Origin of the sequence: Peribacillus kribbensis DSM 17871 (assembly GCF_000430765.1) — a bacterium.
Lineage (GTDB): Bacteria > Bacillota > Bacilli > Bacillales > DSM-1321 > Paraperibacillus > Paraperibacillus kribbensis.
Genome location: NZ_AUMQ01000034.1, coordinates 25,505 through 38,379 on the forward strand (window position 1 = coordinate 25,505; position 12,875 = coordinate 38,379).

10 protein-coding genes and 1 pseudogene are annotated in these 12,875 nt (G+C 44.3%); all 11 read left to right on the top strand.

All coding sequences use genetic code 11. From position 1 onward, the window contains the following. The first annotated feature begins 261 nt into the window (after nt 1-261). On the top strand, nt 262-1,152 hold the full coding sequence (glyQ, locus tag H539_RS0106485) for a glycine--tRNA ligase subunit alpha (RefSeq protein ID WP_026692864.1): 891 nt from the start codon (nt 262-264) through the stop codon (nt 1,150-1,152). After that, on the top strand, nt 1,145-3,217 hold the full coding sequence (glyS, locus tag H539_RS0106490; protein ID WP_026692865.1) for a glycine--tRNA ligase subunit beta: 2,073 nt from the start codon (nt 1,145-1,147) through the stop codon (nt 3,215-3,217). Before glyQ ends, glyS begins: the two co-directional genes overlap by 8 nt. A gap of 372 nt (nt 3,218-3,589) precedes the next feature. Next, a complete protein-coding gene (gene ccpN / locus H539_RS0106495; protein WP_155889955.1) occupies nt 3,590-4,225 on the top strand; it encodes a transcriptional regulator CcpN in 636 nt (211 codons plus the stop codon). A gap of 13 nt (nt 4,226-4,238) precedes the next feature. Next, nucleotides 4,239-5,039: a pyruvate, water dikinase regulatory protein gene (locus H539_RS0106500; RefSeq protein WP_026692867.1), complete on the top strand. Its 801-nt coding sequence runs from the start codon at nt 4,239-4,241 to the stop codon at nt 5,037-5,039. 1,065 nt (nt 5,040-6,104) lie between these two features. Then, a pseudogene (locus H539_RS27935) lies at nt 6,105-6,580 on the top strand (YaiI/YqxD family protein). A 128-nt stretch (nt 6,581-6,708) separates the two neighbouring features. Continuing rightward, nucleotides 6,709-8,520, top strand: coding sequence for a DNA primase (gene dnaG / locus H539_RS0106515; protein ID WP_026692869.1), 1,812 nt, complete (start codon nt 6,709-6,711; stop codon nt 8,518-8,520). A 36-nt stretch (nt 8,521-8,556) separates the two neighbouring features. Then, on the top strand, nt 8,557-9,699 hold the full coding sequence (gene rpoD / locus H539_RS0106520) for an RNA polymerase sigma factor RpoD (RefSeq protein WP_026692870.1): 1,143 nt from the start codon (nt 8,557-8,559) through the stop codon (nt 9,697-9,699). A 154-nt stretch (nt 9,700-9,853) separates the two neighbouring features. Then, complete coding sequence (locus H539_RS30045; RefSeq protein ID WP_051348469.1) at nt 9,854-10,378, top strand: hypothetical protein; 525 nt, start codon at nt 9,854-9,856, stop codon at nt 10,376-10,378. A 164-nt stretch (nt 10,379-10,542) separates the two neighbouring features. Further along, nucleotides 10,543-10,908 (top strand): cytochrome c550, encoded by a 366-nt coding sequence (gene cccA / locus H539_RS0106530; protein WP_026692871.1) that lies wholly within the window; start codon nt 10,543-10,545, stop codon nt 10,906-10,908. A gap of 128 nt (nt 10,909-11,036) precedes the next feature. Then, nucleotides 11,037-11,747 (top strand): tRNA (adenine(22)-N(1))-methyltransferase, encoded by a 711-nt coding sequence (locus tag H539_RS0106535; RefSeq protein ID WP_026692872.1) that lies wholly within the window; start codon nt 11,037-11,039, stop codon nt 11,745-11,747. Next, nucleotides 11,744-12,862, top strand: a complete 1,119-nt coding sequence (locus H539_RS0106540; protein WP_035322043.1) for a Nif3-like dinuclear metal center hexameric protein — start codon at nt 11,744-11,746, stop codon at nt 12,860-12,862. Before H539_RS0106535 ends, H539_RS0106540 begins: the two co-directional genes overlap by 4 nt. Nucleotides 12,863-12,875: the final 13 nt, after the last annotated feature.

A 12,875-nucleotide genomic window follows, 5' to 3' on the forward strand; every position in this document is an offset into this window, starting at 1 on the left:
TTGTTTATTATAAACATTGCGTAGACGGAAAGTAGTACCTAGACGCCTCATTCAAAGCGACCCTGAGATGGTGAGAGCCAGGGATTAGAGAATCTGGGGAAGGCAGTCCTGAGCATATTCTGGCTGAGCCAGCAAAAAAGAGGCCAATTTCGGCAAATAGGGTGGAACCGCGGGTAACTCTCGTCCCTATGCATTCGTGCATAGGGGCGGGAGTTTTTTGTTTCCTTACACGAAAGATCAAATAATTATGGAGGTGCAGAAATGAATATTCAAGATATGATATTAACTCTTCAAAGGCACTGGTCCCAGCAGGGATGTATTTTGATGCAGGCCTATGATGTGGAAAAGGGAGCAGGAACGATGAGTCCCTACACATTCCTTCGTGCAATCGGGCCGGAGCCGTGGAATGTAGCATACGTTGAACCATCCAGGCGTCCTGCTGACGGAAGGTATGGAGAAAATCCAAACAGGCTGTATCAGCACCACCAATTCCAAGTGATCATGAAGCCGTCTCCGGATAATATCCAGGAGCTGTATTTGGAGTCTCTTAAGGCCCTGGGCATTGACCCCCTTAAACATGATATCCGATTTGTAGAGGATAACTGGGAGAATCCATCACTTGGCTGTGCAGGACTGGGCTGGGAAGTTTGGCTTGATGGGATGGAAATCACTCAGTTTACATACTTCCAGCAAGTGGGCGGCTTAGAGTGCAAGCCGGTATCAGTTGAGATTACTTACGGAATAGAAAGGCTTGCCTCCTACATCCAGGATAAGGAAAACGTGTTTGATCTGGAATGGACAAATGGCTTTACAGTAAAGGATATCTTCTATCAGCCGGAATATGAGCATTCAAAATATACCTTTGAAACATCCGATCCCGATATGCTGTTCGGGCTGTTCAATATCTATGAAAAGGAAGCACACCGCCAAATGGAAAACGGGCTGGTTCATCCTGCTTATGATTATGTCCTAAAATGCTCTCATACCTTTAATATACTGGATGCCCGCGGTTCCATTTCTGTAACCGAGCGTACCGGCTATCTGGCAAGGGTCAGGAATTTGGCAAGAAAAGTGGCAAAAACGTTCTATGAGGAAAGAGAAAAGCTTGGTTTCCCAATTTTAAATAAAAAGGAGGATGTAAACCATGACTAATAGAGATGTACTCATTGAAATTGGACTTGAAGAAATGCCGGCACGGTTTGTAACCTCCTCCATGAATCAGCTGGCAGAGAAAATCGAAGCATGGCTTCATGAAAGACAGATAGAATTCAGCGGGATTACCGCTTTCTCAACTCCGCGCAGATTAGCGGTAAGCATCAAAGGAACAGCTCAGTTCCAAAAGGATGTGAACGAGGAGGCGAAAGGTCCTGCCAAGAAAATCGCGTTAGACCAGGAAGGAAATTGGTCTAAGGCAGCCATGGGCTTTGCCCGCGGCCAGGGAGTAACCGTGGAGGATCTTTTCTTCAAGGAGCTGAATGGTGTTGAATATGTGTATGTTAACAAATTCATCAAAGGGCAGGAAGTCAGAAATCTCCTTCCTGAATTAAAGGATCTAATTACAAGCCTGACCTTCCCTAAAAATATGAGATGGGCCGATGAGGACCTTCGCTTTGTACGTCCGATTAAATGGCTGATGGCTCTCTATGGAGAAGAAATCATTCCATTTTCCATTGCGGGTGTCCAGACGGGTAATGAAACACGGGGCCATAGATTCTTGGGGGAATCTTCTGTGATTCAGACCGCCGGCGAATATGAAGCCAAGCTGAAAAGCCAAAAGGTCATTGCAGATCCAGCAGAAAGAAAGCAGATGATTCTGAGCCAGATTAAACAGATTGAAAAAGATCAAAACTGGACGATTCCTGTAGATGAAGAGCTTCTTGAAGAGGTAAACAATCTAGTGGAATATCCCACAGCCCTATTTGGAACGTTTGAGGAGGAATTCCTGGAGCTTCCTGAAGAAGTTCTCGTAACTTCCATGAAGGAGCATCAAAGGTATTTCCCTGTAAAGAACAAGGAAGGAAAGCTATTGCCATTCTTTGTTACTGTGAGAAATGGTAATGACGAGCACCTCGACATCGTGGCACGTGGAAATGAAAAGGTATTGCGTGCCCGCCTGGCAGATGCAGCTTTCTTTTATAACGAAGATAAAAAGACCAGCATCGAGGATTCTTTAAAGAAGCTGGAATCCATTGTTTATCATGAAGAATTGGGGACATTGGCAGAAAAGGTAACCCGGGTCAGAAAGCTTACATCCCTTATTGCAGAAACATGGGGACTGAATGCGGAAGAGCAGAAGCTTGCCGACAGGGCTGCTGAAATCAGCAAGTTTGACCTTGTCACTCACATGGTGTACGAATTCCCTGAACTCCAAGGTCACATGGGTGAAAAATATGCTCTGTTAAAGGGTGAAGATGCCAGGGTCGCTGCTGCGATTAATGAACATTATATGCCGCGCAACGCCGAGGACAGCGTCCCTTCATCTTCTATTGGATCCATCGTGTCTCTTGCAGAGAAGCTTGACACCATTACCGCATGTTTTTCCATCGGCATCATCCCGACGGGTTCACAAGACCCTTACGCCCTTAGGCGGCAGGCAAGCGGGATCGTCTCTATCCTTGCAGAAAACAATACGGATGTAAGGCTCGAGGAGCTTCTTGAATCGGCACTATCCATTATAGAAGAAGAGAAGCTGGCAAAGGATTCTGTGGAGAACATCAAAAAAGAATTACTTACATTCTTCAAGGCTCGTGTGAAACATCTGCTTAATGAGCGGAAAGTCCGCTATGATTTAATTGATGCAGTCCTTGAAAATGAAATCGGAAGCGTCTCAAGCCTTGTTGAACGTGCAGAGGTGCTTGAAGCGAAAAGAAGTTCAGAAGGCTTCAAGGAAACTGTAGAAGCATTGAGCAGGGTCATGAACATTTCATCCAAGGCAGAAATAGACGTCGCCATTGATGAAAATCTGTTTGAAAACTCTTATGAGAGCGGCTTGAATAAAAAATACATGTCCATCCTTGACGAATATGCTTCCGTAAAGAGTGAGGAAGAACGATACGAAGTGCTTGCCTCCCTGCAGCCGGAAATTGAGGAGTACTTCGAACATACAATGGTCATGGCGGATGATGAAACGATCAGAAATAACCGCCTTGCCCTTCTTTCCGCTGTTACGAAGGCCATCCGCCAGTTCGCAGAATGGAATAAAATCATTACTGCATAAACGGTCTTGCTTAGGTCTGTTTCATCAGCTATATAAAAACATTAAAGGCTCATGACTTTATTTCGGTTTCTCTAAAAAGCCCAAAAGTCATGGGCCTTCTTATTGGCCTGGTGAAAACATGAAATCCTGAAAATCCGATATGACGCTGCCTGCCTTCTGATAAACACTCTTTTCTCAAGGATGCCTATTAGTATATAATAAAATTAAAAAGTATAGCTTAATTTATTTCATAGAAGCAGAAGTGTGCCCCAGCCATGCCTTTTACATATCGTTTAGTTCTGAAAAGGAATGAGAGGGTTTCCTCCGGAGTGGCAGAAACGATCTTTAGATCGTTAATAAAGGGGGAGACCGTTCTTTTTTACTAGCAAGGTGGTGATTAATATAGAACTGAATAAGCGCCAGCAGCATATTTTGGAAATCGTCAAACAGAATGGCCCCATTACCGGGGAACATATTGCCGACCAGCTGAATCTGACACGTGCAACACTAAGGCCGGACCTTGCCATCCTGACTATGGCCGGCTTTTTGGATGCAAGGCCGCGTGTGGGCTATTTTTATTCTGGAAAGAGTGAAACCCAGATGCTTAGTGACAGCCTGAAGAAAATCCTGGTGAGGGACTATCAATCGATTCCCGTTGTGGTGAATGACAGTGTTTCGGTCTATGATGCTGTCTGCACCATGTTTCTGGAGGATGTGGGAACCCTTTTTGTGGTGGACAAAGATTCCATTCTAAAGGGAGTCCTTTCCAGAAAGGATCTTTTAAGGGCGAGCATCGGCAAGCAGGAGCTGACAACGATTCCTGTTAATATCATCATGACGAGGATGCCCAATGTAACGATGTGTTCCCGTGAAGACCTGCTGCTCGATGTAGCGAAGAGGCTGATCGACAAGCAGATTGATGCAGTTCCGGTTGTGAGAGAAACCGAGGCAGGGTATGAAGTAATAGGCAGGATAACCAAAACCAATATAGCTAAAGCATTTGTGGCTCTTGCAGATGATGAGATATAGGAGAGGGAAGCCAATGAACAGTAAAATGATCTATGTAGTTTCTGATTCAGTCGGGGAAACGGCTGAACTGGTGACAAAAGCAGCAGCCAGCCAATTCAAGGGATATGAGATTATCATTAAGCGTATCCCCTATGTGGAGACGCAGTCCAATATCGACCAGGTCATACAGCTTGCGAAAAAGAACTCAGGGATCATAGCTTATACCCTTGTGAAACCTGAAACCCGGATGCATATGAAGGAAATGGCGGAACGGGAAGATATCTTCGCCTATGATATCATAGGCCCCCTGATTGATAATCTGCAGAACTGCTTTGAGTCCCAGCCGCTTTATGAACCTGGGATGGTGCGGAAGCTCGATGATGATTATTTTAAGAGAGTGGAAGCGATAGAATTTGCCGTAAAATATGATGATGGCAGAGACCCGCGGGGAATTCTGCGCGCGGATATCGTCCTTGTCGGGGTTTCCAGGACCTCGAAAACTCCCTTGTCCCAGTATCTTGCGCACAAGAGGCTGAAGGTTGCGAATGTTCCGGTCGTGCCCGAAGTGGACCCTCCGGAAGAGCTCTTTTTAGTTCCGCCGTCCAAGTGTATCGGGCTCAAAATCAGTCCTGAAAAACTGAACAATATCCGGCGGGAACGCCTGAAGATATTGGGGCTTAACGACCAGGCGATCTATGCCAATATGGAGCGCATCAAAGAAGAGCTCGCCTACTTTGACCGGATTGTGGCGAGATTAAAATGTCCAGTCATCGATGTGACCAATAAGGCTGTGGAAGAAACAGCGAATACGATTATTAATAGCATTCAGAATTGAGAAGAAGGAATGCATATATTTGTGATCAGACTGCAGGGAAACTTATTAAGATTGAGTTTTCCTGTATTTTTTTAAGCTGAAAGGGCACCGCTTTCCGCTTTTGGTGTCATCCAGCTTCAAGCTGAAACCCTCGAGTCATAAGCCGATCCGTCCGTGAGGAGAAAAACCGCTCCTCACAGCCGGCTCGTCTTATGCTTGTCGGGTCTCTGCCTTTCAATAAGTACTGGGTAATTGAGGGGTTTGATATCCATGGAAAGGGAATAAGATTGAGCTGAAAGGCACCGCTTTCCGCTTTTGGTGTCATCCAGCTTCAAGCTGAGACCCTCGAGTCATAAGCCGATCCGTCCGTGAGGAGAAAAACCGCTCCTCACAGCCGGCTCGTCTTATGCTTGTCGGGTCTCTGCCTTTCAATAAGTACTGGGTAATTGAGGGGTTTGATATCCATGGAAAGGGAATAAGATTGAGCTGAAAAGCACCGCTTTCCGCTTTTGGTGTCATCCAGCTTCAAGCTGAGACCCTCGAGTCATAAGCCGATCCGTCCGTGAGGAGAAAAACCGCTCCTCCCAGCCGGCTCGTCTTATGCTTGTCGGGTCTCTGCCTTTCAATAAGTACTGGGTAATTGAGCGGTTTGATATCCATGGAGAGGGAATAAGATTGAGCTGAAAGGCACCGCTTTCCGCTTTAGGTGTCATCCAGCTGCGAACTGCCATCCTCGAGTCATAAGCCAGGCTGTCTATGGGAAGAAAACCGCTCCCCACAGCCATCCCGTCTTATGCTTGTCGGATGGCTGCTTTTCAAGGAGTCGGCAGTTTTGATGAGAAGATTCATCATGCTGCATTAGACAATTTGTGTTAGAAAAGCACCGTTCTCCGCTTTTGGTTAAATTAATAGCTTTTCTGGTGATTTTGTTCTATAATAAAAAGCTGTGATAAAAAAGAAATTATTAGGTTTAGAGTTGACAATTAAGGAATAAACTAAGAAAAGCGAGTTGTCAAGTTTTACCTGGTGAAAATATTCGACAATGAGATTTATACTCTTAAAAGATAAGGCTGCATAAGAAGGATTATGAAGAACGATGTAGAATTAAAAAAAGGTACAGTGATATACGTTGACGCAGACGCCTGTCCTGTGAAGGAGGAAATTTCAGCAGCCGCAAAGAAGTCTGGGCTGCAGGTCATTTTTGTCATCTCGATCAACAACAGGATGAACCATCCTTCTGAAGGCAGCTGGGTCTATGTGGAAAACGAAAAAGAAGCAGCTGATTTATATATTCTGAACCATGCGTCTAAAGGAGATGTTGTGGTTACAGGGGATATAGGCCTGGCTGGACTCTTTTGCCCAAAAAAGTTTATGTTTTATCACCCAGGGGAAAGGAATACACGGAAAACAATATCAGCACACTGCTTGACATGCGGTATATTGCGGGTAAGATTCGAAGGCAGGGAAAACATACAAAGGGCCCAAAATCCTTTTCAAAAGAAGACAGAGTGGAATTTGTAAAAAGTTTCACAAAAATTTTGTCGAACCTTGCAGGAAATTAAACGTTCTTCTCGAATTAATACATAATCATCAGAATGATGAGCAGCAATGCCCCTTTTGATGATTTAGAGAGCGGCTTTGTTTGTTCCGATTACCCAGTATATTTTAAATTTTTGAACGGGGTGATCATATGTCCACTACCCGTATACCCGAAGAAAAGATTAATGAAATCAGGGCGGCCGTTGATATAGTTGATATCATCGGTGAATATGTCCAGCTCAAGAAGCAAGGGCGGAATTATTTCGGCCTTTGTCCTTTTCATGGTGAAAAGTCGCCGTCCTTCTCTGTTTCTCCAGATAAACAGATTTTCCACTGTTTTGGATGCGGGGCAGGAGGGAATAGCTTTACTTTTCTAATGGATATCGAAGGAATTTCGTTTTTAGAAGCGTCAAAAAAGATTGCGGATAGAGCAAATATTCCTTTGGATATTGACATCCAGCAGCAGGGCGGCGGGAAAAAGCAATCACCGGCCGTAAACTCTATGATAGAGGCTCATGAGCTTCTAAGGAAATTCTATCATCATCTGCTTATAAACACAAAGGAAGGCCAGGGAGCCTTGGAATATCTTTTGAACCGGGGATTTTCGGAGGAGTCCATCGAAAAGTTCCAGCTGGGATATTCACTTGATTCTTGGGATATTGGTTATAAGTTCCTTAATAAGAGGGGATTTTCAGATGAAATACTCGAAAAAGCAGGACTGATCATTAAGAGTGAAAAGACGGGAACCTATTTTGACCGTTTCCGCAACCGGATCATGTTCCCCATTTTCGATAATCAGGGAAATACTATTGCCTTTTCCGGAAGATCTGCTGGCGATGACCAGCCCAAATATTTAAATAGTCCGGAAACCGCAATTTTTAATAAAAGTAAGGTTTTATACAATTTTCATAATGCAAGGCCTTCCATTCGAAAGAAGGAACAGGCCATTTTGTTCGAAGGATTTGCAGACTGCATTTCCGCAAGTACTGCTGGAGTTGAGAATGGCGTCGCCACCATGGGCACCGCACTCACCGAAGATCATATTCAAACGCTCCGGAGAAATACAGACTCCCTTGTTTTATGTTTTGACTCAGATTCAGCAGGTTTGGAGGCAGCGAACCGCGCTTCCGGCCTTTTATTACATTCCGGTTTCACCATTAAGGTTGCTTTAATGCCAGATAAGATGGACCCCGATGACTATATTCGCAAGAATGGGCCAGATAAATTTCTTAACGAAGTAATAGGGGGCAGCCTGACTTATACTTCCTTTAAAATGCAATATCTGCGAAAAGGGAGAAATTTAAATAATGAAGGAGACCGGATTCAATATATAGAAGACGTCCTTAAGGAAATATCCAGGCTGTCTAACGCTGTGGAAAGAGATCATTATCTAAGACAGATTGCCTCTGAATTCTCGCTTTCCCTTGATGCCCTTGAGAGCCAGCAAAAGCAGATCTACTTTGCTGAAAATAAAAAAGGCAGCAGCCAGCAGTTTAAGCCCCCAGCGGCTAAAGTAAGCCTGCAATATGAAAAAAGGCTGAGGCCGGCTCATCATAATGCAGAGCGTAAATTAATTGCCCATATGCTTAAGTCCCGAGAAGCGGCTTCTAAAATTCAGAGCTTGATGAACGGCACCTTCTTCAATCTGGACGAGCACCAGGAAATTATCACATACCTTTATGCCTTCTTTGAAGAAGGACATGAAGCTGATACAAGTCACTTTCTAACCTTCCTTCCTGATTCGGGCCTTCGGAAAATAGTGTCAGACATCGAAATGATGACGGTAAATGAGGAATTTACGGATCAGGAGCTAAGAGATTGTGTGAATCAGGTGTTGAAGTATCAGAAAATGTTAATGATAAAAGAAAAAGAAACAGAAAGAAGAGAAGCAGAGCTTCAGAACGACCATCTAAAAGCTGCAAGAATCGGGATGGAAATTATACAATTAACAAAATTACTATAGCAGTGGCGTTGTACAGTTTTGGAAGGAGGGGAACAGATGTCTGAAAAATCGGCACGTTCCAGAGAAGTAGATAGTGAGTTGACTTTAGATCAAGTAAAAGAGCAGTTGGTGGAGATTGGAAAAAAGCGGGGATCCCTCAATTATGAAGTGATTGCAAACCGTTTGGCCAGCTTTGATCTTGATTCAGAACAAATGGATGAGTTTTATGAATATCTTGGTGACCAGGGTGTAGATGTGCTTGCAGAAAATGATGATGAAGATGATGGAGAAGGCAGCCCGGGAGCTAAGGAATTGGAGAAGGAAGAAGAAGAAGAGTTTGACTTGAACGATTTAAGTGTTCCTCCTGGTGTCAAAATCAACGATCCGGTCCGTATGTACCTTAAAGAGATTGGCCGTGTAGACCTTCTTTCCGGAGAAGAGGAAATAGAGCTGGCCCACAGAATCGAGCAGGGCAACGAAGAAGCCAAGCGCCGTCTTGCAGAAGCAAACTTAAGGCTTGTAGTCAGCATAGCAAAAAGATATGTCGGCCGCGGAATGCTGTTCCTGGATTTAATTCAGGAAGGGAACATGGGCTTAATTAAGGCTGTTGAAAAATTCGACTACCGTAAAGGATTCAAGTTCAGTACCTATGCAACATGGTGGATCCGCCAGGCGATTACAAGAGCAATAGCCGACCAGGCCAGGACCATCCGTATACCGGTGCATATGGTCGAAACGATTAACAAGCTGATCCGTGTCCAGAGACAGCTGCTCCAAGACCTTGGAAGGGAGCCTTCTCCTGAAGAAATCGCAGAAGATATGGATATGACGCCTGATAAAGTCAGAGAAATCCTTAAAATCGCACAGGAGCCTGTATCTCTTGAAACCCCAATAGGTGAGGAAGATGATTCACATCTTGGAGATTTCATTGAAGACCAGGATGCTACCTCTCCTTCTGAGCATGCAGCATACGAACTGCTGAAAGAACAGCTTGAGGATGTTCTGGATACACTGACAGACCGTGAAGAAAATGTCCTTCGCCTCCGCTTCGGCCTGGATGACGGAAGAACCAGGACGCTGGAAGAAGTAGGGAAAGTGTTCGGTGTTACTCGTGAGCGTATCCGTCAAATTGAAGCAAAAGCACTTAGAAAACTCAGGCATCCAAGCCGGAGCAAACGGCTTAAAGACTTTTTAGAATAAAACCCGAGTCCGCCTTCAAGCGGACTTTTTTTATATTTGATTTTCATCCGCTGCTGCTAGCTGCATCAGAAGCAAGCTTTGTAAAAAAGCTCTTTCCTTTCAATTCTTACTGGGCTTATACTTAAATCAGACAATGATTTTAGGGTGTGGAATTTTGAACGAGACAAGAAAAAAAATCATCATCAATGAATTGGTGTATTGGAAGAAGAACCGGCTTCTTCCTGAGCATTACTGTGATTACCTGCTTGCTCTCTATGATGGGGGAGAACAGGCGGAAGAAAAGAGAACGCATCCAATAAAAGACATGCTGCCCGCCTTCTTTGCTCTGTTTTGCCTTCTCCTTACATTATATGTAAACTATTTTACAAAACTGGGTTTTAACTTGCAAATGCTCCTGACAATTTTTTTACTTTTTCTTCCGGCTGTTTTTTTGAAAAAAGGGAATAAACAGGGGCTGTATTTTCAATCTGCCATGGCATGCACGGCTTTGATTTTTTTGCTCCTTACGGAAAGGGCGGCCGATGCCGTACTTCCACCAAGCAGCAATATCCTGTATGTGCTGCTTCTTATCCATTGTGCCATTTGGTTCTTTACCGGCAGGAAATTAAATATGAGCTTTTTTGTTTACGGCTCGGTCTTCGGTGCCTTGACCTCTGCCTTTTTTTATTTTTTTAAGTAGAGAAAGAACTTTACGGAAAAAGTGATCCGAAATTTTGTTAATTTTGTGAATTTAGGGAAGATATACATATTAGGGCTTTTTTTTGAAACCACTTTCAAGTAAAATTAAAATTGTTGTTATATTCATTATAGACAGATAGTTTTATACATAGGGAGGTGATGCCAATGAATCGAAATCCAATTGTTCCATTTATTATTATTATGGTATTCGGCATCGGGCTTATGTTTATGTTATCTTTCATGGGTCTGGGTAATAGCAAGGAAATGGCCAAGGAGAAAAATGGCGGCGGAGAAAAGAAAACGGAACAAACGGCTTTCAATCCGGAAGAAGTGTATAAGCAGTCATGTTCTGCCTGCCACGGTGAACAGTATCAAGGCGGTGCCGGTCCAGCCCTTAAAGGGGTAGGCCAGAAACTTTCACACGACCAGATTAAAAAGCAGATCGTCAATGGCGGCGGCGGAATGCCGGGAGGCCTTGTAGATGCAGCAAATGCCGATAAAATGGCAAAATGGCTTGAATCTTTAAAATAATAGGATAAACAGTGAGTCCTTTGCATATGCGAAGGACTTTTTCTATACTAAAAATATGTTATGATTAACTGCGCAAGACTCGAAAAAGCAATGGACGAGTCATAATACATAAAAGTGAGCTGAATGATATGAATATTGACAAGCTGTCCCATCGGCTTGAAGCCGTAGCAGGCTATATACCCCCGAACAGCATACTAGCAGATATTGGCTCAGATCATGCTTATCTGCCATGCTATGCCATGAATAAAGGAATAATACAACGTGCTGTCGCTGGAGAGGTAAGTGAAGGGCCATTGCGGTCTGCCCTTAAACAGGTCCAGAGTGCCGGTCTGAAAGAATATATTGATGTCCGAAAAGGGGACGGCCTGGAGGTCATCAAACCTGGTGAGGTGGAATGCATTACGATAGCCGGAATGGGAGGAACGCTGATATCCTCTATCCTGGAGAGGGGAAGTTCCAAGCTTCAGGGAGTGAAGAGGCTCATCCTCCAGCCGAACATAGGCGCAGCCAATATCCGAAACTGGCTGGTTGAGAACAGCTGGGAGCTTGTTACAGAGGAGATCCTTGAAGAAGATCAAAAAATCTATGAAATTCTTGTAGCTGAACGCGGTGAACCGATGAAGCCGTATCAAGTGGAAAAGGAAGCCGGATTCCTGATGGGCCCTTTCCTTATGAAAGAAAAAAGTGATGTGTTCCTGAAAAAGTGGGCCATGGAGCTGGAGCATATGAAACGAATTCTTCTTCAGCTGGATCAGGCAGGAGAAACAGAAAGTTTGAAAGGGAAAAAGGAAGAACTGCAAAGCCATATTCTTGTAGTGGAAGGAGTGCTGCAAAAATGAAGCAGGCGAACGGACACGAAATCATCCAGCTGTTTGAACAATTCTCCCCCAAATCCTTGGCGATGGAAGGCGATCCAATAGGTCTCCAGGTTGGCAGGCTCGGGAAAGAAGTCACACATGTATTGGTTGCACTGGATGTAACGCATGAAGTCATCGATGAAGCCATTAACATGGGAGCGGAGCTGATCATTGCGCATCATCCTCCTATATTCAGAGGGCTGAAGAACTTGCGGACAGATGATCAGCAGGGCAAATTATATGAAAGATTGATCAAACATGATATTGCGGTCTATGCGGCACATACCAATCTGGATATAGCTAAAGGAGGGGTGAATGATCTGCTGGCGGGTGCCTTAAAACTCCAAAAGCAGGAAGTTCTCGCCCCTACTTATGAAATCAAGCTGAAAAAACTGGCTGTATTCTGTCCGGCAGAGGCAGCGGAAGAGGTCCGCAAAGCCCTTGCGGAGGCAGGGGCAGGACATATCGGAAACTATAGCCACTGTTCATTCAGCACGGAAGGGAAAGGAAGATTCCTGCCCCTGGAAGGAACAGATCCGTATATAGGGAAACAAGGCAGCCTTGAAGAAGTACCAGAGGTGAAAATTGAGACCATCTATGAATCCCAAATGGAAAAAAGGGTGTTGAAAGCTTTATTTACGTCTCATCCTTATGAAGAGGTTGCTTTTGATATTTATCCTCTTGAGAACAAGGGAGAGACCCTTGGGCTTGGAAGAGTAGGCTATCTCGAGAAAGAAATGACATTTCCTGAGTTTGCAGAATATGTGAAAAAGGCATTGAATGTGGAAAATGTGAGAATCGTCGGGGACCCCGAAGCGGTGATTAAAAAGGTTGCCGTGCTAGGCGGAGACGGCAATAAGTATATCAAGGCAGCAAAATTTAAAGGGGCAGACTGCTTTGTAACAGGTGATATCTACTACCATACTGCACATGATGCGCTCATGCTTGGATTAAATCTGCTGGATCCCGGCCATAACATCGAAAAAATCATGAAACAGGGCGTAGCTGACGTTATGGAGGCATTATGCAGGGAGAAAAAGCTTCAGACAAAGTTCTCAGCATCTGCTGTCCATACAGATCCTTTCATCTATTTGTAAACAATAAAAAAGC